Below are 25,651 nucleotides of genomic sequence, written 5' to 3'. Positions count from 1 at the left end.
CTATCTTATCACGCGTAAGCCGCCAGATATTTTTTGTCCATCTTCGCATTTAAAAACATAGTAGTAAGGGCCTTCTTCCAGCTGAGTGCCGTTCAAAGTCGCATCCCAAGTGTTATCATAGCCATTTACTTCGTATACCTTTTTACCATATTTGTCATAAATGACAAGTTCACAACCTTCTACATTCTCCAGGTTTTCAATAATCCAGGTATCATTATTTCCATCCCCATTCGGAGTGAATAATTTAGGAAAGTCATTGCCGTCTAATCCATCTTTAACTACAATAGTAATTTCGTCAGTAGCTTGAAGTCCATTTACATCTCCAACTTCTAATTGTAAAATATAAGTGCCTTTAAACCCAAACTTTAGTGGAGTGATTCTTTCTGTGCTTGGTAAGCCATTTAACTCAGGGCCAGAAATTAGTCTCCATGTATAGTAGTCAATTAAACTTTCTGTCTCAGCAGAACCTTCTAGAGTGTAAGTACTATCGGGTAAAATAAGTGTGGCGTCGTCACCAGCATGAGCAATAGGACCGACAGGGTTAGGTTCGTTAGTAACTATCACTTGAACTACATCAGTATCAATGGCATTGTCATTATCGGTAACACTTAAACGAATCTGATATGTACCTTCAGAATACCCACTGATAGTCAAAGTAGGCGAGTCTGTACCTGACAGGTCTATATTACTGCCAGATAATTTCTCCCATGCATAGGTGGTAATTGAGCCATCCTGATCAGATCCTGATCCCAGTATATTTACAGGTCCATCATTGATGTCAATAATAATATCTGCACCTGCATCAGCTACAGGGTTCAAATTGGCCGAAGCAGGAAGAACGGTAATTGACATTTCATCTTCATTAGTAGCTCCGTCATCATCAGTTGCAATTAATTTAAGCTTATACAATCCTTCTGAAAGTCCTGTCAGCGTTGTAGTGTCATTAGTTGCATCACTGAATGTTAATGGAGGACCTTGAATTTTATCCCATTCTATAGAAGCTATTTCTCCGTCAGGGTCACTTACTATCCCATTAATCGTAACTGTATTTGTCGGTAATTTAATTGACAAATCAGAACCTGCATTTACGTTAGGTTTTTCATTTGCACCAGCCGGTAATACTGTGATTTTTATCTCATCAAAGTTACGTGCACCATCATCGTCAGTTACAGTTACTCTAAACAAATAAACGCCTTCCACCAGGTCACCAATAGTTGATTTTGCAGTTGATGTAGATGATAACGTGGCGGCTTGACCACTTCTTTGAGCCCAAAGATAAGTAGCAATACTTCCATCAGCGTCACTAGCTAAAGCCTGTACTTGTAGTGAATTATTAGGTAATATTATGGTTTTGTCCGTTCCGGCATTTACTTGAGGCACTTGATTGGTTTCTTCGGAGAAAACTTGTACTCTCACTTCGTCAGAATGAGAAGCACCGTCGTTATCAGTTACAGTTAAGCTGAAAATGAATATTCCCTCTACCAAACCAGAGGCCGATAAAATAGGTGTTGTGGTATTGTTCAAGGTAATTCCTGCATCACCACTAATTTGTGACCATTGATAGCTAGCGATAGTGCCGTCAACATCAGATCCAGATCCGGCCAGGTTGATATTGTTAGTAGGTAAATAAATATTGATATCAGGTCCAGCATTAGCAATTGGATCTACATTAGTGTCAGCAGGTAACACGGTTATTCTAACCCGGTCTTCATCAGTAGCACCTTCGTTATCAGTAACTGTAAGTTTGATCACATAAACACCTTCTATTAAGCCTGAAATATTTACTGATGCCAGATTTGCACCTGTAAATGAGACATTATTAGGACCAGAAACTTGAGACCACTGATAGCTCGATATACTTCCGTCAGGATCGAATCCAGAACCAATTAGAGTAATGCTGTTTTTAGGTAGTAACACATTTTTATCTGCACCTGCGTTGGCAGTTGGCGCCTCATTGACAATTTCAGGGTTCACAATAACTCTTACATCATCAGTGCCTTTATCTCCATCATCATCTGTTACTTCCAAAGTGAATATATAAGTACCTTCTAATAATCCAGTTAGTGCTAAGGTTGGTGTATTAGGATTAGAAATGGTAAGGGCAGGGCCTGATTTTTTAGTCCATCTATAGCTTACGATTGAGCCATCCGAGTCTGAGCCAGAACCAGTTAGGTTTACAAAATTTTGAGGTAAGGTAATGTTTTTATCAGGACCAGCATTTGCTACTGGCGCGTGGTTTTCCTCTTCTGGTAATACGGTAACGGTAAGTTCATCATAGGCACTTCCACCATTAGGATCAGTTACAGTTAATCTAATCAGGTAAATACCTTGAACAAGATCTTTCAAAGTGAGGGTAGCGGTGTTGATATTTTCCATGGTTACGGTAGGGCCGCTATGTTTAGTCCAATTATAGGTCAGAGCTCCATCCTCAGGGTCATGGGCACTTCCAGTAATATTTATGGTGTTCGTAGGTAATTGTACTTGCCTGTTAGGTCCCACATCTACAACAGGTAAAGCATTCACACTATTTACACGAACATTTACTCTATCAGAGCTTTCTGCCCCATCATCATCAGATGCGCTAAATTCAAAAGTATAAAAACCCTCAGTAAGGTTGGATAAGCTGAGTAAATTGCCAGTAATGTCCATGGTGGCCGCAGGCCCGGAAGTTTGAGTCCAGTTGGTAAATATTATAGACCCATCGTCATCAGTGGCTACACCTGTAATTGAAGTAGAGTTGGTAGGAAGAGTTAGCTCTACATCATTACCAGCGAATACATTAGGTGCAAGATTCTCAGGAGATACATTAATTCTCATTATGTCGCTTGAGGATGCGCCATCATTGTCGGTTGCTTCTATCTGCAATTGATATGTTCCTGCCACTAATCCGCTAACAGTTGGTGTAAGAGTATTACCATTGTTAATAGTTGAACTAGTTGGACCCGAACTTTGAGTCCAGGCAATTATGGTGATAGAACCATCAGCATCCGTGGCTGTTCCATTAAGAGCGAGTGAAGTTTGTGGTAATGAAATGTTTCTATCAGGACCTGCACTAACTTCTGGAGCTTGATTTACAATGGTTGGATTCACAGTTACAGAGACCAAATCTGTACCCTGATCACCGTCATTGTCTGTAACTGTAAGACGGAATGTGTAGGTCCCTTCAGTTAAATTTGAGACAGTAAGTGTACTGGTATTTTCACCGCTGAGGGTAAAGCTAGCAGGTCCAGCAGTTTTTTGCCATTGGTACGTGGTAATTGAACCGTCGCTATCAGTGGCACTTCCACTAAAACTAGTGCTGTTGGTAGGCAATGTAATCCACTTGTCAGGTCCTGCATTTGCTACTGGTGGGTTATTAACAGGAGCTGGTAATACAATAATTAATACATCATCAATACCAGTGGCGTTATCATCATCAGTAACTGTCAGTCTAAAGTTATAAGTTCCTTCTACCAAATTCGTTAGTGTAGGCGTAGGGGTGTCATCATTGGTGATATTGAAAGTAGTGGGCCCGGTGATTCGGTGCCATGAATAGCTTACAATACTTCCATCGCTATCTGAACCACTTCCACTTAATGTAGCTGTACTTGTTGGTAAGGTAATAGTAACATTAATACCGGCATTGGCGGTTGGGTTTGCATTGACACTTATGACAGTTACTTGTACGTCATCATAGTCAGATTCACCCTCATCATCTGTTACTGTTAACCTAAAAGTATAAATACCTTCTACCAAACCGCTTACGTTAGCTGTAGGAGAAGAGGCGTTGGATATGACAGATTCTGAAGGGCCAGAATACTGTTCCCATGAGTAAGATGCTATACTTCCATTGGCATCAGTTCCAATACCAGTTAATATAGCTGTTGACACTGGTAAATTTATAATTTGGTCAGTGCCAGCATTAGCTACAGGGGGAATATTTGCTGCAGCTGCATTCACTGTAATACGTACTTCATCAAAACTTGAAGCGCCATCATCATCGGTTACCGTAAGTCTAAAATTATAAGTCCCTTCAACCAGGTTGCTAGCTTCCAGTATGGCTGTGTTAACACCAGAAAGTGTTGCGGCTGGACCTGTTTTCTTTTCCCAGAGATAGCTCGAAATATTTCCATCAACATCTGATGCTATTCCTGTTAGAGTAGCACTATTAACCGGGAGAGTAAGTATTATATCACTACCAGCATTTACTGTTGGAGATTGGTTGATATTGTTTACAATGATTTGCATATCATCGCTGTCTGTCTGGCCATTATTGTCCGTGACAGTGAGTCTGAAGGTATAAATTCCTTCAACCATATTACTTACGGTGGCTACAGGTATGGTAGCGTTGGAAAGTGTGAATTGAGTAGGTCCGCTTACTTTAGTCCACTGATAAGAGGTTATGCTACCTCCGGGAGAGGTGCCTGAGCCGTTAATGTTTGTACTATTCAGGGGTAAATTTAAAGTGATATCAGGCCCCGCATTAGCAATTGGGGACGAAATCCCTCTGGTTTGTTGAAGCAACCAGTCGTAAATGCTTATATCATAAGGATCATAACTCGGTGAATATAGATTGTTCATTCCACCTAAGTTATAGGTCATAGACCATGAATTATGTCCAACACCTGGGTATATCGTGACTTTAGCAGGAATGTCTGGCGGTGGTACACAGGCATTTACACTGTTTACCGGATTGATAGATCCATTTACAGTTACGGTTCCATCCGCATCACCATGAAATGCCCAGATAGGAATATTTTTGAAATTACATGCTTGACTTCTTACTGTATTGCCATTACCTGCAATAGGAATAGCTGCTGCAATGGTGGAATAATACTTACCTAAATAGTTCCATGTTGAAATACCTCCAGCACTAAGGCCAGTCATATAGATTCTATCGGGATCCGCCTTATAGTTATCTATAATATAATTGATGGTGTGTTCGTTATGATCTGGGTTAGCGAAACCTCCAGAATTCTGAGGCGCTATAACTATAAATTCTTCGGCGGGTAACTCACCATCAGGGTTAGCAACAGGCCATTTTCCTTGATTTATTAATCGAATTGGGCCATTATTATAGATTCGGCCAAGTTCAGTAGTTCCATTTCCCTTTTCTCCGAAACCATGCCAGAATAAGATTACCGGAAAGAGTTTGTTCGGATCATCATGGTAGGTGGGGGGGAGGTACTCCACATAGCCAAAATAGCAATCAGTGGTCCCTTTTGGTCGATTAGTTAGCTGTGCATAACTAGTATTATAATAAGTGCTAATATAAAAAAAGAGCACCAATAAGGTTACTGAACGAAACATTCTCATTGCTAGGAGTTTGGCTGTAATTTCAACATATAAAATAAGCAAATAAAACAAAACGAGACAAGCATAAAAGGCCTTAAATTAGGCCTTTTATGCTTGTCTCGTTTAAAAAAGTGAGGTTTTACTAAAACTTACTTACTAAGCATTATCTTTTTAGTAATTCTCTCTTCACCATTCTCTGCTAATAGCACATATATTCCTGGTGAAAGATTGTTCAAATCGAGCTGAACAGTTTCATTCTCTACAAGCTCTCCCACTTTTTGCTCCATTCCATTAAGATCTACCAACTTGTATCTACAGGCCTTGGTAGTAGACATTGTAAGGATGTCTCTTACTGGGTTAGGATATGATGCTACACTAAACTCTGCGTTCTCAACTTCTTCAGTAACTTCAGTCATTGATACTCTGGCTGAGCTCGATGAAGAGCTTACATAGATTTCAGCATCTCTTATTGAATATGCACCTTCATTATCAGTGGCTTTAATTCTAAACCTGTAGAATCCTTCTTTAAGGTTTGAAACCGTAAGAGTAGGGGAGTTAATCCCTGTCATTACTACACTTTCATCACCTCTCTTTTGTTCCCAAGAGTAGCTTACAATTTCTCCATCATCATAATCATGTGAATTTGTATGGATAGTTACGCTATTTAATGGAAGTGATAAATATGTATCTGAAATAGCATCTATCCATGGTGGTCTGTTTGGAACAATCTCATCAAAAGTAGAACCATTACCTGCTACTGCTAATTCAAAATGTCTTAGTGAATATGCGCCATCATTATCATATACTGTAAGTCTAAATCTATATACACCTTCTTTAAGATTTCTTAAAGTAAGAGTTTGAGTATTTGCATTTACCAGAGTAAGAGGATCTCCATTTCTCTGTGTCCATACGTAGCTAGTGATATAGCCATTGTCGTAATCATGAGCGCTGGCAGTTACAGAAACTTCGCTTTGTGGTAATCTCACCTGTATATCATCAATTCTGTCGATCCATGGAGCTTTATTTTCAACTACATTTGGAGCTGCTGCTACATTCAGAGTCATATCATCTGAGTGAGTGGCACCATCGTTATCCGTTACTGTTAATCTTAAAGTATAGGCGCCTGCAACAAAGTTTTGCACTGTAAGCTCTGAAGATGTTTCGTTACTTAAAGTAATGTTACCTCCACTTACTTTTGTCCATTTGTATTTAGTAACAGATCCGTCAGCATCATAACTAGATCCTGCTATTTTTACAGACGAAAGTGGTAATGTAACCCATTTATCCGCACCTGCGTTAGCAACCGGAGCTTCATTTGCGCCTTCATAAATATGAAGCGTCATATTGTCCGAGCTAGAGGAACCATCATTATCCGTTACTGTTAATCTTAACTCATAAGTGCCTGCAGCAAAGTTTTGAACAACTAACTCAGGTTGTGAGCTGTTTGTAAGCGTGATGTTCCCACCACTTATTTTAGTCCAGTTATATGCTGTAACAGATCCATCAGAGTCAGTACCAGAGCCTGATATATTAATTGTGTTCAAAGGAAGAGTCATCCATTTATCATTACCAGCATTAGCTACAGGAGCGTTATTAGGAGCTGGTTCTTGAGGAGCGTTGGAGCTGTTCAAAGAATGTGCCATCATCCACTCGTAGATGTTCTCGTTATAAGGATCATACTGGTCAGAGTAATTATTCATTCCAGATAAGTTATAAGTTCTTGACCAAGAGTCGTGGCCTACACCATTGTATATTGTAACTCTAGCACGCTCCACTGGATTACAGTTATTTATGCTATTCACTGGGTTAATAGAGCCTCCTGGGTATACTGTACCGTCAGCATCACCATGGAAAGCCCATACTGGAATGTGGCTATAAGAACAAGCGTTATCCCTGGTGGCGTTTCCATTACCTGCTATAGGTACAACAGCAGCTACTTTATCTTGATACTGATTGATGTAATTCCATACGCTCATTCCACCAGCACTTAGACCAGTCATATAAATTCTGTTAGGATCGGCTTTGTAATGCTCAATGATATAGTCTATCATATCATCATTTAGCGCCGGGCTAGCAAAACCATTAGAGTTTTGTGGAGAAATTACTATGAAAGGAATGTTATTAGAAACATTTTGCCACGAGCCGTTTTCAATTAAGGCAGGAGGACCATGTCTCTTTACCCTGTCTAATTGACTGGCGCTACCGTCGCCCTTTTCACCATATCCATGCCAAAATAAAATTACTGGGAACAGTTCGTTAGAACTTTCATACCCTGGAGGTAGGTGTTCCAGATAGCCATAAGGACTAGCTGTTGTTCCTCTAGGATGTTTAACATTTTGAGCATGTACCGTTTGCGCAGTTAAAAAAATGCATACCAAGCCAACCAAAAAATGAAATAGTCTCACCATTATTACTTTTAGTTTAGTAAATTAAAGAATAACACAAATAGAGTTGGAGTGATCAGTTATTTAGGTTAATACAAATATATAGTGAGGGATATAATTGTTTAAATCAAAATAGTGAAGTGCTCATAAACGTCGACGAATTACAAATATGGACCGTCAGTTGTTTTTGAGTGGTGTGGAAGTGTGGTAGGAACTACTCGAAAAGTGTGGAAAATATTACTCAGTTAGCTTTAAAACGTATAAATTTCCACCATTGATATTGCGGAAATTTTCGTCGCCAATATATATGGTTTCCTCATCTGCAAATGAGATGGCTTCTTTTTGTGTTATAGTAGAGAGATTGATTTGGATAATATCTCCTTGGAAGAAATCAGATCCTTTAAAGTTTTGGAAGATCCAAAGTTTGTCAGAGCTGAGTAGAGCTAATTTTTTATTTGATGGACTCAAAGCTGCTGCTGTTACCCAAAATTGGATCATATTACCTTTTCCGAGGTATATGCTATCTTTTTTTACGGCTTCATATGTCCCTGCTTTAGCTGGAATTTGGTAAGATACACACTCTCCATTAAAAGGATTCGTGCGGTTTTTTGAAAATATATAGATAGAATCATTTAAAAATACAGCACTTTCGAAATCAAAATTGCTTTCCTGCTCAGTAGCAGGAAAAGTTTTCTGATCAGGAATAGTAAAGTTGATTTTTGAAGCACTAATACGTTCATTGTTAAGATCATCCTTATTAATAATATAAATCTGGAAATCTTTTCTACTGTTAGTGTTGTTTCCGATATCAGCTATGTAGAAATGATCTTTGTCTTGCGTAATGTCTTCCCAATCATAATTTGCGGCATTGAGTATCTTATGAAGGCTAATTATTTTTCCAGCTGAGTCAAATTTAAATATATAAGGCCTATTGCCACTGTCATTATGACCCCAGAAATAGTTATTATAAACTTCTATTCCTGATATTTCAAGCAAAGCCTTTGGAAGTGGTGTTACCAGTTCACATCCTTTATTAACTATTGTTCGGGTGCCAGATGTTCTGCTTGATTGTTTGGTTTTCCAATTACTGTAAGCAGGATTAGAATATTTCAACAGCCAACTAAATATATCATAACCCGCTGATTTATTGAAGGTTTTGGTCCAGGAGTCGTGCCCTGTATTCGGATAGACAGTACTTTTTGCAGGCACTTTAGGTTTAGGCTCACAGTTATTGATGGCATTTACAATATTTACGCTACCACCTACATTTACAATATTATCATCTTCACCATGAAATGTCCAGATAGGGATATTCTTAAACTTACAGGCTTCGTCTCTGAGTGAATTGGCATTCCCTGCTATCGTGACTACTGCTGCAACGTCATTATCTGAGCTATATTTACCTAAATAGTTCCATACGCTCATGGCCCCGGCACTTATTCCCGTCAGATATATTTTACTGAGATCAGCTCTGTAGTTGTCTTTTACGTATTTAATAAGATTCCTAGTTTGCTCAGGGCTAAAAAAGCCACCCACGTTTTGAGGTGAAATGACGATAAATGGGAAATCCTGATTCTGTGATATCAGTTTGGGCGGGCCATGCTTTTCTACTCTGGAAAGCTCTGTGGTTCCATTACCTTTTTCATCAATACCGTGAAGAAATATTAGTACTGGGAATGTCTTATTTAATTCTGTATTATAACCGTCAGGAAGGTACTGATAAAAACCCATGTCTAGGCTTGTAGTACCCTTATAAACTGGGGTATTAGAACTTTGACCTTTGCTAACTAAGGAAATTAAAGCCAGACAAAAAGATAGCATCAGATGCTTCATAAGCTTTCATTTTCAGGTACTAAATTAATTATTACCTACTTTAACTAGGCAATTTCTTCATATAGACCTTCAACTTGCCTTACCATCGAAGCGACATTGAAGTTCTCCTTAACAGTGATGTATGCTTGTTCGCCCAACTTCTCTCGAAGTTGTTTGTCTAAATGTAGTTTTTCTAGAGCCAAAAACAAGTCATCTACACTGTTAGCCTCGGCCAATAGACCATTTTCTCCCGTTTGAATTAATTCTTTAGTACCATCCACCTGTGTGGATATAATAGCTTTTCCCATAGCCATAGCTTCTAATAGACCAATAGAGAGGCCCTCCCACAGTGATGGCAGGCAAAATACATCCAGAGCATTCAGAATATCGGGCACATCAGATCTGAAATCTTGAACAAGAACCCTACCATCGAGCTTAAGTTCTTGAATTAAACTTTTCATTTCATCCTCCATGTCTCCATTGCCAACCATCAATAATTTAACATCATCATGTTTATCGGAGAGTTTTTTGAATGCTTTAATTAGCACCAGTGGATTCTTTTGGATGGTTATTCTGGCAATGAAACCGTATAGGGTGTCACCGGAAGGAATATCCAATTCTTTTCGGATATCTATGTAGTCTGCATCTTTATCGAACTTATTAAAGTTGACACCATTGTTAATGACCACGGAATCAAACTTTTTGATTGCTTCTTTACCTGTTAACTGATTAGATTCAGATACAGAAATATTAAGTTTCGATTTTGATGTGAGATAACCTTCAAAAAATTTACTTATAAAATTTTTTAATTTACCTTGATCATCGTGGAAGGACCAGCCATGAATAGTGTAAACAATAGGCAAATTCAAACCTCTCGCCGCAAAAATCACATTTGAATATGCCCTTGTTCCATGTGCATGTACAATATCTATTTTATTATCAATCAGTAGTTTTTTTACTTTACCAATTACGCTAAGATCGAAGGGTTTGGTGGATGGAATAACCTCACATTTAATCCCTTGACCCGTTAATCGGTCCACCATGGGGCCGTCTGTAAAGGAAAGTACTGTAGGGTTATATAATGATTTGTTCATTTCTTCCACCAAATCAAGGACATGGCTCTCGCCTCCACCTATCTGACCTTGACGGATAGCTTCTAAGATATTGATTTTTTTTGCCATTAAAATTTAGTGCTTCGTCGCAATTACCATCATTTCTTTAATTCCAAATAGCCTTGAAACGATGTTGGTCATGGAACTATATAAGCCAAAACTTATTTTGTTTAAGAATAATAATTTATTGTAAGCAGCTCCTCTGAGATATTTGTTTTTATTTATTTGAAAGCCACATGAGATAAGTAGATTGTTGATGTTTTGGAAATTCCACATATAAAGATGCTGGTTCAGATCTAGTTTGTAAGTTCCTTTACCATGCTTTTCAAATGGAATTACCAAAATAAGCTTTGATCCGGGCTTTAGCTTACTTTTCATTTCCTCAATCATTTGCTTAGGGTAGGGGTGGTGTTCCAGCACGTGAGAAGAAAAAACAACATCAAAGCTTTCATCTTTCAAGTCTTCAAGGTTGTTAGTTACATCTAATCCCTTTTGTCTACAAAAATCAAGACCATACTCAGAAATGTCATAACCTTTGGCATTTTCAAGGTAGTAGATGTTTTGTCCTAGTCCACAACCGTAGTCCAGTATTTTGGAGTCTTTGGTGTCAACTGTGGAAAAGAATTTCTTCAGAGCTATTTTTGCTCTGGCTTCATAATAATCGATTTTACTGTGGTTGCCATGACGTTTGGTATGATAACCTTCTTCATAATCCAAACTTTCGGGTTTTGCGGTTAATTCCATGTTTTCTTTCATTAATAAGTGAATTTTTGGTTAACTGACTAGTTTTCGATTGTTCAGATTCCAAAACACTCCTTTATAAAAGGATTTCAGGTTCGATATGTTCTTGTCCAGGATAAATTCTAATGTATTTTTTGGTATAGCTACTGAAATAAGATAGACAGTAAAAAACCATTTTTGCCAAAATGTGGCGTTTCTTCTTACAAATAAAATTCTATTTCTCGTAATATAATAAGTTTTTAGTGGACTATTCTTACCTGTAGACATACTTTCTTTATGAAAAATGCTAGCACCCGCCTCATAATATAATTTGTAGCCATGAGTTTTAATCTGATGGCACCAGTCCCACTCTTCGTAATATAAGAAAAACATTTCAGGCATAAAACCCACATTATCAATAACTTCTCTTTTAACCATCATTGCTGCACCATGAAGGCTATTAGTGTATCCTGATGGTATGTGGTTATTGTCTTTTTCTAAACTCCCAATGGCTCTAGTTCTACCAGTGTAGAAATTGAACGGCGCAAATCCGGCATACTGCAAAATTTCGGGAGTGTCATAAAATTTGATCTTCGGACTTACAGCTCCTACGTCAGGATGTTTCCTCAGGGTATCTATAAGGGTATCAACAAGACCTTCTGTGAACTCTGTGTCATTATTTACAAAGAAAAGAAATTCACCTTTGGCCTCTTTAATACCTAAATTGTTGCCACCTGAGAAGCCGAGATTCTCTTCACTTCTTATGACCTTTACAGTGGAATTTAATTCTTTAAATTCTTTTGAGTAGTCTTTTTTAGAGCCATTGTCAACAATAATAATCTCAATTTTTTCAGGATCGGAGAGATACTGATTAATAGACTTTAAAAACTCAAAGGTCATTTCATGACCGTTATAGTCGACAGTAATAATTGAAACTAATATATTGTTATTTTCTTGTGATGACATTTCTTCAATGATTTCTATAGTAATGTTATAGGCTCAGAAGTGTACACATACCAATGAAAACAACATAATAAGAGGTAAAGTAATTTCTACTTTACCTCTTATTATTATTAAATAAAGCTGAGTGAGGATGGATCCGTCACAAGTCTTATTAAATTCATTTATTGCTTTATAACTATGGTCTGTGTCTAGTCTTTTGGGCTACTATTTATAATAATCTAGTTATCAACGCGCAAGGCTAAACTTTGTTCTTTTGAATTACAGCTGGGAATGTGCTAAATAAGATTTTCATATCTGTCCAGAATGAGTTAGTCTCTGCATACTCTATATCAAGAGCTACTCTTTCTTCAACAGACATATCATCTTTTCCTCTTTTTGTAATTTGCCACAAACCAGTTATACCAGCAGGAGCTAAGAATCTTAGCGCCCATTGATCCTGAGTTAGTTTTTCAGCTTCATACAAAGGCAGTGGACGGTTACCTACAAGAGACATGTCGCCCTTTAGTACGTTAAACAACTGAGGTAATTCATCTAAACTAGTAGTTCTTAGGAAGTTTCCTAACTTGGTTATTCGAGGGTCATCTTTCACTTTAAAGAAAACAGCGTTCTCTTCAATATTATATTGATTCAAGTGCTGCATGCTCTGCACTTCTTTATCCGCATCTTGACGCATGCTTCTGAACTTATAGAAATCGAATATCTGATATCCCTTACCTGCTCTTTTCGATATATAGAAAATTGGACCTTTGGAATCCAACTTAACTGCTATAGCTATAAGTAAAAGTATAGGGCTAATAAATAATAATATGGTACTTGAAACAAGCACATCAAATGCGCGCTTCATCGTCCATATTTTAAACGAGTTTGAATTGTATAAAGAGGAGTCTGGTTTTACGCCAACTTCCACTACATGACCATGATTTTGAGATAGCTCTTTCAATCTCGCCAGGAAATCTATCCTTTGGCTAAGATCTCTGGCACTTATACTATCTGTATAATAATCTTCGGCACCAATCTTTATAGCTAGGTCTCTTTCCTCCTCATTAAATTCATCGGCAAGGAAGATCATTGGCACATCCTTCAAAATGCCGTTTTTGATATCTTGATAAGGCTGTAACGAATCTATGTAAATATCTGAATTGACGATAATTACATCAGGTAATTCTTTAGCATCAACTGATTTTATCCAGTTGTAAGCGTCGAATGGACATTCAAGGTTTTTTACTGTATAACCTTCTAAACGCAAATCAAGGCAAAGATTGTCACAAGCACCAATGAATAATAAATAAGCTTTGTTTGCTTCTGGTTCCGTAGCCTGGTCCTGCGCAGATGTCATTTCTAATTTAGTTAAGTATTCGTCTTTCATATATTAATTTTAGACTTACTACTGTAATCAGATAAGTTAATAATTATCTCCAATAATTTTTCAGGATCAAATGGTTTGATCAGGTATTCAGCTGCTCCTGCTTCCAGACATTGGTTCTTCGTTTCTTCATCTTGTCTTGAAGAAATTACAATGATTGGAATATCCGCGTAAAGTCCGTTTGTTTTTAGATTAGATAGAAAGTCTTTTCCATCTATTATAGGCAGGTGAATATCTGTGATAATTACATCTGGGCGCCCGTAAAGGCCCATGTGTTTCATCGCATTAGCTACATGACTGAAAGCATCCACTTCAAAATGCTTTTCAAGCATTTTTTTTATCAGCCATCTCATTGCCTCGTCGTCGTCGATTAAGAGTATTTTCTTTTTTTTCATATAGCCAACTAGTTTTAAAAATTCAGTAGGGAAACTAATAAACCGTTATCGTGAAATAAGGTTTAATTTAATTGACCCTTTAAAGTTAATTCAATCTATGAAACCAGTCTATTTTTAAAACAATATTTTAGTTAATAGTTTTAAAAATTAACAATTTTATAATTGTTAATGAAAACATTTAACATAAAATATTACATGGCTAATGCCTTTGAAAATAGCTAGGTTTAGTTGAATAATGTTCTTTATACCACAATGATATAAAAATCATACAAGTATACATTCAAAATTCTATGTTATGGTAACCATTCTTTAATAAATTTCTTACATTAATTTTGAGAAGGTTAATTCAAGTTGGCAGGGATAATTAAAGGTAATAATAAATGTGCTTAAAACCGTTCAAAAGACGCAATATTTTAGTCAGATTTTGACTGTATTTTTGACACTTTTAATGAGTGCAAAGTTATTGAAATCTATGCCGATTGAAGGTGCTGAGATCTACAATAGCCTCGGTGATTGTCTTGGTGATAAAATCTAATTCTGTAACGGAAATTTTAAAATGCTCTAATATCTCTGTGTCGAGGTGGTTTTTGTGATCGTTTTCAAGGATATTATATAGTCCACATATACGAGATACAGGGGCTCTCAGGATGTGGGAGTTAATATAAGCATATTCCTGTAACTGTTGGTTCTTCTCCTGCAGTTCTGATGTTCGCTCTTCAACTCTTCTTTCTAGCTCTTCATTTCTGCTGATCTGTTTCTTATTGGCCTGAAGATAAGAAAGCATGTCTGACATGGCCTTCAAGTAAATGGAATCTGCAAGACTCCAGGTTCTGAATTTGTCCTGAACTTCGCAGCATATTACACCACAAATCTCACCTTCTTTAACAAAACCTACATCCATCATGGACTTGATGTTATTGTCTTTTAAATAATTGTCTCTAAAGCAGGAGGTAGCATGATGTGTGGCGGCATTGTCAGCGATTATTATTTTATCAAACTTAATAGCCTTAAAGTATTCTGGGAAATCTTGTTTGTTCAGGCTTAGTTGATTAGAGTGTATTTGACCTTCTTTACAAAGGTTAGCACAAGAGATAGCATCATTGGTTTCATTAAATTCCCAGATGCTTACCATGCTCACTTGCATAGATTGTTGGATGGTCTGTATGATTTCCTTATAACCATCAGCAAGGTTGCCTTGAAGAAAGGATTTCGACTGGCTAATCTGCGTCAGGTCCTGCAGGTATCTTCTTAAATTGTTAGCTTCAATAAATTGGGACTTCTCACTACGCTCATTTTTCATTTTCTGAAATATAAATGCGCTGATTATAAAAGCATAAATTACTATTGAAAAAAGATTTGCAGCAAAGTAATACTCTGAAGTAGCTAGATGAGTGTTCTCATAGCCTGCTCCGAAGAGGTTGTGTAAAGGATCGAAGAGAATGATGATGAGGAAGGAGGGAAGTGCCGCTGGTATGAGTAGGTCCTTTCTGCTGAGAGGAATAGTAATCATTGGAACTAAAACGCTGACAATAATTACTAGTCGAATATCGAAAAAATTGACTGGATTTAATGTTTCATGATTTGCAGCGCCAAGAGCTTTATTATAAATGGATAACACCGCTACGCAGAGTGGTATGAGTACGCTTATGGTTAATTTAGCTTCATTAATTCTATTTGACCTATTAAGGGCAAATGGAACTATGAGGATAAAAGAGAAAAGGAGTATCTGAAAAGAAGCAGGCCTATCAGTGATGTAATATAAGCCAGCTACCAAAGCAGCCATGCTTGCAGATAGCAAACTTATTAAGTCCGTTAAATCTTTCGGTATTATTTTCCTAAAGATGCTTTTCTTCACTTGTTATTACCCAGCTTCACCGTTACAATAAGACTAAAATTAGATAAATTTCTATTAAGACATCATCAATTATTTAAGTTAAAAAATATGAACTATGCTTAATATTAAATTAATGCTATTATAACCTCTATACCAGATTTCAGGTAATAGTAAGTCCTCCTTCTAATCTTCTTTTAGTTCACCAGTATTAAGTAAAGATAGATTGGTCGCTAATTGAAATAGGTGTGCTTCTGTTTCATAAAAGTGCATCATGTAACCCGCGGTATTTACGAAGCAAACTATATCTCCGATTTCAGGTACTTTTTCTAGATTTATCTTCCTTTTGAGAATGACATCTTGCTCTAAACAGTATGCACCGACAAAATAGCCAGAGGTGGGCTCATTATACTCAGTGCTGTGCTGATTTATAACAATTGGATCTAGTAAGAAGTCAGCGCTGGAGCTGTAGAGCTGGGTTTTATTCATGTCTAATCCTATGAGTAAATTATTTTGGCTATCATATTTTCTAAATACTACTTTGGATATAGTAATGCCACACTGATCCAGTAGGGAACGGCCGGGTTCAAGTCTTAGACTTATATTTCTATCCTTCAGCAATGAGCCTATGGTTCCTCTATGGGTTGGGTATGATAATATATCGTTTAAGAATGCTGCCTTATTCTTTTTATTGAAGTATGGATAGGTTTTTAGTTCTCCACACAATTCGTCATCAATCATTTGGTATCCCAAACCATCGTTTTGAAAGGTGATGGGATCTCGGGCTCCTTGAACAGCTAATTTAAGCTCATTCTTAAATAGGTTCCATTCATCTTCGTTTTCGAGATAGTTAATAAGAAGTCCTCCACCAATGTCAATGAAGGTAGTATTTATATTGTATTTACCTAGCTTATCTATTAGTGCTATTGTCTGTGTTAATGCTTTGGCTCGTTGGTCAATGCTATATCCATTTAAATGAAAATGAAAGCCTTTGAAATTTAGTTGTTCTGAAGGATAGACGCGTTCTAACATGATATTGAGAACATTGTCAATGTCAAAGCCAAAGCGGGTATAAAGTTTATGACCATTCACCTCAAATCCTCCAATCCGAATTCCAATTTTGGCAGTTTGCCCCAACTCAAGAGCCACTTGCTCTATTTGATCCAACTCGTCCTGATTATCAACGATAATAAGTACATCATTAGAAACCGCAAGCTCTAGTAGATTAATATTTTTAATGGAGGCAGTAAGAACAATTTTTTTAGGATTGACTCCTAAATCTAAACATTGTTCTAACTCACGATAGCTTGCAGTGTCTACACCAAAGCCATGGTCTCTGGCGGCTTTTACGAAGGTGGTGCCCTTATTTGCTTTTCTGGCAAAGCAAACCAGGTGATCCAAGCCATGACTTTCTAGTACTTCTTTGTATGCCTGAAAATTCTCAAGGAATGGCTCAGGTGATAATATATTGATGGGTGAGCCGTACTTTTTAAATAGGTCATGAATTTGGTCAGAATCCTTTAAAAAATTCTCTACCCATGAATGAATGATTGGTGTTAGGGTGGGGTAAAGTGCTATTTCAGTTTCCATTTATTTCTGATGAGATTTTAATTCTTTAACAATGTTTTTGGCCCAAATACTGACGAAGTTGTTTCTATGAGGAGATAATGCATCATTATCATAGGTCACACCTTCGGTAGGGGCGCCTGTAGCTGCGATTTGGTTATTTATATGCCCTTGATTATTAACGATATACCCAAAAGGATCTATGGCCATACAACCAGGTTTGTAGACAGTTTCTTCCTGCTCACAATTATTTTCAAAAAGCTTTATTTCACCTCTTTGTAATAAATTGAAGTAAAGTCCTTCCTGCGCTTGTTCTATTGAAACCTTGGGTATTCTGGCGTCTATTAAATAATCAACAGAAGTTACTGCATGATTTATCTTCGATGTGATTTCAAAATTTTCGTTATGCCTATCATTTTTAATTTCGGAACACGGTCCGATGCTAAAATCAAGAATGCCACATTCTGCCAAGGCCACGATTTTGCACATATTTTCCACGGGAGGGCCGTAAGTAATTCGATTTAATAAACCGGAATAGTTAGTGATGAAGTTTTTGTGAGATTCTGGCTTTAGACCACCAAACTTGAATATTTCAATAAATAAAGGAGTGATTAAGCTCCATACCTGTGATACAGCAGCCCATGCGCTTTTTTTAGTCCCTTTGGCAGCTTCTTTATTAGATTTTTTAATATAGTTTAAAGTGAAGTTGTGCATCTCAGCTCCATCATTAATCTCATGCTCAGATACAGGATAGAGATACTTATCAATATTAAACCTTGAGATATGTTTTTGTTGCTGATGGAAATTTTCTATTTGATCTTCTAGGTCTTTGAAACTATTAGGTAAAGAGAAGCTAAACTGATGTTGATCAAATAGTACAGCGTAATACATAAAAACCATTTCCTGCTTGATTAAAGGTAGCAGGTCAAGTTCAAAATCTGGTCTTTCGAAATGATTTACTGCGTCTTCAGTGAAGAATTGTAGATCATACTCTTCTTGCAATTCAGGCCCACGGGCTATCATGGGTATGCTGGTGCGACTAAATGGATAAATCTTTTGAGGTTCTAAACCTGAAGGTTGGTAAACTAAATTTCCTTCCTGACTTATAAATTTGCCTTCTCTGCCTTCAGTGAGCGATAAAACGGCATCAACAAATGTGAGTCCCATGCCTTTTAGGCCAACTTTCGAACCAGGTGATACGCTATCAAGAACAGGTTCAACTGGATAAATAAATGGAATAAATCCACTTTCTTTCCATTTTTTCTCTTCCTCGCTTAGGTGTCTGCTTGGATGCCCTGTGGATAAAAGTATGTGATCAAACGCTATATCACTCCATGTATCTATGTTGTCGCCATTTAAATAATTGATGACATATCCTTCATTAGCCTTTTTTAAATCTTTTACGGTACCAATATGTAAATGAACCGTTACCTGACCGGGTAAATGATCGAGTAAGGATTTAAAACCAGCTTCTAGATACAATCCTACAACAGCTCTGGCGGAATAATCATGCTCATTTAGGTTATTATCTATTTCGTTTTGATCCTTCAGCCATTCTGGGAAGGTAGGAGTATATTGGATAGGGCAAAGAGGATTCTGCCTTATCCAAATATCAATTTTATTGTTAGGCACATTCATTTTTAGGAAATGAGGCTGATCAGACCGGTATACATCTCCTGAGCCAAAGAATTCGGTTTTGTTGAAAATGTGAATTTCAATGGGTTGTTCAGGTGGTTGTGCGGTGAACTCAGCTACCAATCTCTCCAGCCCATACATTCCTTTAGGGCCTCCGCCAACTATTGCAATGCGAGTGATACTTGAAGGAGGTTCTGTAGTCGCGGTAATGTTGTTGGTTTGACTCTCTGCTACGCCCATTGATGCTCTAATGTTGTCTGGTTAAAGATTGCTGTTGTGTCTTTAAAATGTTGACTTACCCAGTCTGGGTTGTAAATGGTATCCAGATACCTTTCGCCTCTATCACATAAGATTACAGCGCAATTACTTCCCGCGGGAATGCTTGGTGCTATGCGTTGTAATGCCGATACCACTGCCCCTGATGATCCGCCAGCAAGAATTGCTTCTCTATTTAATAGCTGATGGCAGCCCATAACACATTGGTAATCAGTGATATGTACCACGTCATCTACTTTATTTCTCTCTAGTAATTGTGATGGACGGCCTGCTCCGTGGCCAGGGATTAAACGTTTGCTAGACTGCTGACTGAAGATCAGGCTGCCTTCAGCATCTACTGCTATGATTTTAGTTTTAAGTTGATGCTGCTCAATGTAATGAGCACATCCCATAAGTGTGCCACAGGTGCTGGTAGCGGCGAATAGATAATCTACCTCACCATTTAGTGCCGTGGCTATTTCATTCATGGTGTTAACATGCGCTTCAGGATTAGCTTTGTTTGCATATTGATTTGGCCAGAAGCTTTTTGGTACAGACTTCAAAAGTTGTTCTACACGATGGAGTCTGGCGTTTAAATAGCTGCCGTTCTGTTCTTCTGTCACCTGATCAATGGTGACTCCATAAGCTCTCAAAATCTTTAAAGTGTGTTTGTTCACCAGGGGATCAACCACTACGGTAAGCTTAAGTCCATAGACCAGGCAAGCTTGCGCTAAGCCAATAGCCATATTGCCAGAGCTAGATTCAACTACAGTAGTTTCTCTGGTTATTTTACCTTGATTAATGGCGTCTAATAAAATATTGTTGGCGGTACGATCCTTAATGCTGCCACCTGGATTGAAGGCTTCCATTTTACCATATACATTAATAGGATATTCTGGACATATATTCATCAGCTGGATTAATGGAGTGTTTCCTATTGCTGCCAGCGTATTAGGGTATATTTTTAGATCGTTGGTTTTCATATTGGCCTATTTCTTTACATCACCTTACCTAGAAATTGGTATTTTCTATCGATGTAAATAACACAGCCGTATGATTATGGTTTAGAAGATGTTGTTAATTGTTTATTATTTATCTAATATTCTTCGAAGGAATTACTATTCTTATATTCATGGTAAAAAGAAAGGGCTAATGATGTCGAAATTGATGACAACAGTAGCCCCGTTCTAAGGAATAGATTATTACGGATTTTAGTACTCTAGCTTTTCATATCCCATGCCTATAGTATTTAAAACTTCATGAAAGCCCTTTTTTGATTTACCAATAAAAGCTTTTAGATCGTTGTAGGTGCTTATGGTTTCTATGCTGAAATATTTCCTGGAAGAAATAGATTCTGGAGCTTTGAAATAGGATAAAGCATCGGGTAATTCAAGAAGTGGGATCTCCATATCATTGGCTTTGGGTAAAATATAATGCCAGCTCACATCTTCATAAAAGTTATTCGAGGCCAGTGAAACCTGCATAAAGGTGAAGTTTCCATCTGCCTGATAGGTTAGTTTCCCGTCCATTATCTGAGCTTGAGAATTCACCTCAAGACCAACGTGATTGCCGTTTTTGATGCCATATTTCTTTTGAGTGTAGCAATAATCCATACCATAGTCACTGGAAACAATAAGGTAATTTTCGAAAATATCGCCAGGGTAGGGGAAGGTCACTCGTGTTCTCCCACCGGTATCTTTTTGTGAGACTATGACGCCATTATCAGTTGAGTCTCCATTGAACCCAACAATATAGGCCATGGCTTTTTTAGAATTATTGAAGGTGATGTCAATGAAATTAGCAGGATTAGCTACCTGATTTAAGTCAATGGTGGCATTTTCTTTTAGATCATTAAATAAATTAAAGCAAATGCCATCATTGTTTCTTCTCGTTACATAAAGTTGGTCATCATGATTATTAAATAACAAGTTATGTTCCTCTGAATCAATGGGCTTTAAACCCCCATAGTTAGTAGCGTAATAGGTGCTTTTCTCATCAATTGATTTAAAGTTGATTTTTTTAGAGCCATGAGGTTTTTGTTCAATATACATCTGGCTTAAAGTCCATTGGCTTCCACGCTCTAGATTGGCGAAGGTCCTTAATCGTAGACCATGATGTTGGTTGATATAGGCTTCGGTAAGGAAGAAGCTGTCTGATTCGTAGCCAGTTTGCCTAAGCTCAAATCTTTCTTTGTTTTTAAGTTGACGGGTGCAAATGACCTTACCATACTTATCTGAAAGAAAGACATAGCCACTTGTATTTTCACTAAGCAAATTGGACGGACTAGATATTGAAACAAGTATATTCTTAACATATACATTAATTCTTTTTTCAAATGTATTGCCTAAGAAATCTGTGGCCTTAACTCTTATGGAGTGCTCGCCATCCGTATTTTTGTTAGTGTTCCAAAGACTTGAAATTTCGTGTCCGTTATTCTGGCTGAGCAGTTGATCGTCAATATATAATTCGATGCAATTCAGTTCTGCATCATGTGAAACTTCGGCTCTGATACTAACGACATTCCATAGAGACATGCCGTTATCAATGTTGTGGATGTGAATCCGTGAAGTTGTGTGTTTCAAATTATCCTCTTCGGTATATTCAGTAAGAAAGCTTGGTCTTAATCCCACTGATTGTAAGAATTGTCTGATATGCATCTGTTGGTCCTCCTAGCGGCTAGGTTTAAAATGGGTTGTATATGTCTAACAACTAGCCCTTTCATATCCCCTAGTGAGAAATTAGAAATATCAGAAAATTTTTCTTGAGTTTAAAATGAGAAGTTTACAATAAAAAAGGCCACTCCCGGAGAGAGTGGCCTAAAAATATAATTTATTGTTGTGTCCTTATTTGAAGAAATCTGGAATGCTGGCTTTTCTGTCTCCAGAAGACTCCACTTGAAATTCTAAATATGCATGGCTGTTTCCTTGCCCAAATACGCTTCCAATACCGTATTCTGAACTCTTTAACTCATCTATGAACTCATTGTAGCCTTCAGTGCTGAAATGATCGTAGAATGCATAACCAATGATATTTATACTTGGGTCGTAGTCTGAGAGTGATGCAGGAAGTGATAAAAGAGGAGTTTCTTGACTAGTTCCGGCCGGAAGTATGAAGTAGTTGTACATGTTATCGCTGGCGGTGTAGATTAATAAAAAGTCGTAACTTCCAGATGATGTATAATTAAAGCTTTCTTCGCCAGTTTGCAATTCTATAGAAGCCGTAATACCTCTGATGGCTATCCCTTCTATGCCATAGCCGAATTGTTCATATTCATAATCTTCTGTTGTATAATATATGTCGGTAAAATAGCTGGCAAAAGCATCGTTTGGATAGTATAATGTTACTGTTTCAGGCTCAGAGTTGCCTTCGTAGCGATCGACCTCAAAGCCAACATCATATGTGTCATCTGAAGGAAAGCCTTCAATGTCATATTGAAAAGACTCAATGTCTTCGGTAATATTGAAACTAACAGAAGAGAAGTCATTATTTACTAAGCTAAGATCTAGACTATTCTCACCTGCTATAATTTCATTTAAATAATGATATTTCAATTTTTCTCCTTGGGCTGAATATTTTACGATATACAGAGGACTTGTTTCATCTACTAAGCCGATTTCCAATGTTTGATTTTCATCAATTTCATAAAGGTCCTCTCCATGTGAATATAAGTTGTAATATTCACCATTCTCCAGCGAGGCTCCAGTTAGCTCGAGGCTTGCAGTAAATGGTGTTCCGATAATCACTCCATCATCATCATTGTCTACATCCTTTGATAATGTCCAAGTACTGCCTCTTTTTATTTTAGCAAAAGTGTATATCTGTAAACCCTCTGGAGTATAGCCTTCACTTAAAAAGAATTCCTCACCATCAAAATCATTCGCCTTTAGCGTGATGTTATCACCATTTTCGAACTCCATAGAGGTGATTAATGATCCATCTGCATTGGAGAGAAAGATTACGCCAGTTTCACTGTCTTCAAAGAAATCAGCGGGAATAGAGGCAGATATTAATGTGTTGAGTACATCAACAGAAATTTCTTGGGTTGCTATGTTTCCTGCAACGTCAGTGGCCACAGCTTTAAGTGTGAATGAGCCATCTTCTTCTTCAAATGTATTCCAATCAAAATCTACAGTCGCGGAGTTACTTTGGGCTACACTTTCATTGTTGATGAAAAGTTCTACATCTGCAATTTCATCATCGTCAGTTGCTTCTACTGTAAGTGAGATTGTATTCCAGACTGTTTGGCCTGCGCTGATATCTTTAATGGTTACAGATGGATCAGTTGTGTCTGGTGGTGGATCTTGCGTTCCATCATCATCACCGCATGACTGCAGGGCGAAAAGGGTAAAGGCTAAAACTGCCGTTTTGCCAGCCCATTTAAAAAAAGTTGAGTGAGTTAACATAGATAGTTGATATTTAAAAATGAAATCAAAAAAACAACAATAAGTCTTACGAAACAAGACTTATTGTTGTTATATAATTTCATTAAAAAGTATCAACCAAGCCTGTCAGAGGCTAAATGATAGCTTGGATCTTCTAATAAATTTACATCTATCAGTTGATCTGCGTTCTTAAGCAGGGTCAGGCAGTCTGAACTTAAATGCTGTAGGTGTACTTTCTTTCCAGCCTTTTGATATCGCTCTGTTAGCTTATTTAAGGCTTCTATGGCTGACATATCAACCACACGGCTTTCGGCAAAATCTATAATTACTTCGTTAGGATCATTGGCTACATCAAACTTTTCATTGAAAGTGGTGACTGATCCAAAGAAAAGAGGGCCATATATTTCGTAGTGCTTTATGCCATTTTCATCAACTCTTTTTCTGGCTCTGATTCTTTTAGCGTTATCCCAGGCAAATACTAATGCTGAAATAATTACACCAATTACTACTGCCAATGCCAGGTTGTGAAGGAATATAGTAACAAGAGTAACCATTACCATAATAAAGATGTCCGACTTTGGCATTTTGTTGAAAGTTCTTAGGCTGGCCCACTCAAAAGTACCAATGGCCACCATAATCATAAGTCCGGTAAGCGCTGCCATAGGGAGCATACCCACCAAATTAGCGCCGAACATGATGAAAATTAATAGAAGAACAGCGGCTACAATTCCAGATAGTCTTGCTCTTGCACCGTTAGATATATTGATTAAACTTTGCCCAAGCATAGCACAACCTCCCATTCCAGAGAAGAAACCAGAAAGAACATTGGCCATACCTTGCGCGACAGCTTCTTTATTACCTCTTCCACGAGTCTCCGTTATTTCATCAATGATGTTGAGGGTAAGCAAACTTTCAATTAAGCCCACGCCAGCTACAATGAGTGCATAGGGAAATATGATGGTTAAGGTTTCGAAATTAAAAGGAAGGCTAGGAATGTGGAAAGGAGGGAAACCACCTTCTATAGATGCAATATCACCTACCGTTTTAGTATCTATGCCTAACGCCATTACAATTCCAAACACAGCGAAAATAGAAGCTAAAGATGCTGGAACCGCTTTAGTAATCTTTGGTAAACCCCAGATAATGAGCATGGTAACTAATACCAGAGCAAGCATAATGTAAAGGCTTTCCCCTGTGAGCCAATTCTTTTGATCATCCTTAAATTGATCTAGCTGTGCTGTGAAGATGATAATAGCCAAACCATTAACAAAACCATAAACCACGGGCTGTGGCACAAGTCTTATCAGCTTTCCAAGCCTTAAAAAGCCGGCTGCTATTTGAATGATCCCTGCTAAAACTACTGTAGCAAAAATATACTCTACACCATGACTGATGGATAATGAGGCGATTACAACTGCTACTGCTCCAGTGGCTCCGGATATTTGTCCTGGTCTACCTCCAAAGATTGAGGTAATAAGCCCCATAACGAAGGCTGCATATAAACCCGTTAGAGGTGAAAGCTCAGCCATGATGGCAAATGCTACTGCCTCAGGAATTAAAGCGATGGCCACCGTCAGACCAGATAGTACTTCGGTTTTGTAATCTACACGTTGTGATAAGTCAAAAAGATTGAGATACTTTTTCATTTACTCTTAAAATACAAAAAACTAATACAGGATATTATAAATGATGCAGCTCAGAGCTGCTTATTGGTTATTTAGTAAAAGGATGTTTTTGAGTCAGTGCAAGTGTGTAGTAGCAGTTGAGGAATACAATGATCATAAAACATCTGGATTTAAGGGTGCGAAGATACCAGTTTTTATAAGAATAGTAAAGGCGGCAGGGAAGTTTTCCGAGATGTGGTAGGTAGGTTTATTATGTGATCAATTGTGAAATAATACATTATTTAAATACACCAATTGAAAGTGTTTTGATCTCTCAATTGGTGTATTGTATGGA

15 protein-coding genes are annotated in these 25,651 nt (G+C 37.6%); all 15 read right to left on the bottom strand.

Features of this window, described 5'->3' with window-relative positions; translation table 11 throughout:
* Positions 1-5,289 (bottom strand): PKD domain-containing protein, encoded by a 5,289-nt coding sequence (locus tag LVD16_RS17875; RefSeq protein ID WP_233769646.1) that lies wholly within the window; start codon positions 5,287-5,289, stop codon positions 1-3.
* 134 nt (positions 5,290-5,423) lie between these two features.
* Positions 5,424-7,682: a PKD domain-containing protein gene (locus LVD16_RS17870; protein ID WP_233769645.1), complete on the bottom strand. Its 2,259-nt coding sequence runs from the start codon at positions 7,680-7,682 to the stop codon at positions 5,424-5,426.
* Between the two features lie 213 nt (positions 7,683-7,895).
* Entirely contained in the window at positions 7,896-9,491 is a 1,596-nt protein-coding gene (locus LVD16_RS17865; protein WP_233769644.1) for a hypothetical protein, read from the bottom strand.
* A gap of 44 nt (positions 9,492-9,535) precedes the next feature.
* Positions 9,536-10,651 carry a glycosyltransferase family 4 protein gene (locus tag LVD16_RS17860; RefSeq protein WP_233769643.1) on the bottom strand — a complete coding sequence of 372 codons (1,116 nt, stop codon included), beginning with the start codon at positions 10,649-10,651 and terminating at the stop codon, positions 9,536-9,538.
* 6 nt (positions 10,652-10,657) lie between these two features.
* Entirely contained in the window at positions 10,658-11,338 is a 681-nt protein-coding gene (locus LVD16_RS17855) for a class I SAM-dependent methyltransferase (RefSeq protein ID WP_233769642.1), read from the bottom strand.
* 18 nt (positions 11,339-11,356) lie between these two features.
* Entirely contained in the window at positions 11,357-12,268 is a 912-nt protein-coding gene (locus tag LVD16_RS17850) for a glycosyltransferase family 2 protein (RefSeq protein WP_233769641.1), read from the bottom strand.
* A gap of 235 nt (positions 12,269-12,503) precedes the next feature.
* On the bottom strand, positions 12,504-13,631 hold the full coding sequence (locus LVD16_RS17845) for a sugar transferase (RefSeq protein WP_233769640.1): 1,128 nt from the start codon (positions 13,629-13,631) through the stop codon (positions 12,504-12,506).
* A complete protein-coding gene (locus LVD16_RS17840; protein WP_233769639.1) occupies positions 13,628-14,023 on the bottom strand; it encodes a response regulator in 396 nt (131 codons plus the stop codon). The genes LVD16_RS17845 and LVD16_RS17840 overlap by 4 nt, the downstream gene beginning before the upstream one ends.
* Positions 14,024-14,483: 460 nt before the next feature.
* Positions 14,484-15,878, bottom strand: coding sequence for a GAF domain-containing protein (locus LVD16_RS17835; protein WP_233769638.1), 1,395 nt, complete (start codon positions 15,876-15,878; stop codon positions 14,484-14,486).
* A gap of 162 nt (positions 15,879-16,040) precedes the next feature.
* Complete coding sequence (locus LVD16_RS17830) at positions 16,041-17,444, bottom strand: alanine racemase (protein WP_233769637.1); 1,404 nt, start codon at positions 17,442-17,444, stop codon at positions 16,041-16,043.
* Complete coding sequence (locus LVD16_RS17825) at positions 17,445-19,295, bottom strand: FAD/NAD(P)-binding protein (protein ID WP_233769636.1); 1,851 nt, start codon at positions 19,293-19,295, stop codon at positions 17,445-17,447. It abuts the gene before it with no gap.
* Positions 19,286-20,293: a 2,3-diaminopropionate biosynthesis protein SbnA gene (sbnA, locus tag LVD16_RS17820; RefSeq protein WP_233769635.1), complete on the bottom strand. Its 1,008-nt coding sequence runs from the start codon at positions 20,291-20,293 to the stop codon at positions 19,286-19,288. The genes LVD16_RS17825 and sbnA overlap by 10 nt, the downstream gene beginning before the upstream one ends.
* 228 nt (positions 20,294-20,521) lie before the next feature.
* Positions 20,522-21,967, bottom strand: coding sequence for an Ig-like domain-containing protein (locus tag LVD16_RS17815; RefSeq protein ID WP_233769634.1), 1,446 nt, complete (start codon positions 21,965-21,967; stop codon positions 20,522-20,524).
* Between the two features lie 186 nt (positions 21,968-22,153).
* On the bottom strand, positions 22,154-23,713 hold the full coding sequence (locus tag LVD16_RS17810; protein ID WP_233769633.1) for an Ig-like domain-containing protein: 1,560 nt from the start codon (positions 23,711-23,713) through the stop codon (positions 22,154-22,156).
* A gap of 92 nt (positions 23,714-23,805) precedes the next feature.
* The gene (locus LVD16_RS17805) at positions 23,806-25,338 is read right to left on the bottom strand and encodes a SulP family inorganic anion transporter (RefSeq protein ID WP_233769632.1); all 1,533 of its coding nucleotides are present in this window, start codon (positions 25,336-25,338) and stop codon (positions 23,806-23,808) included.
* Positions 25,339-25,651 lie beyond the last annotated feature (313 nt).

The sequence above is a fragment of the Fulvivirga ligni genome (assembly GCF_021389935.1).
Taxonomy (GTDB): Bacteria; Bacteroidota; Bacteroidia; order Cytophagales; family Cyclobacteriaceae; genus Fulvivirga; species Fulvivirga ligni.
The sequence above is the reverse complement of the archived record's forward strand: the minus strand, read 5'-3'. Positions and strand labels throughout refer to the sequence as shown.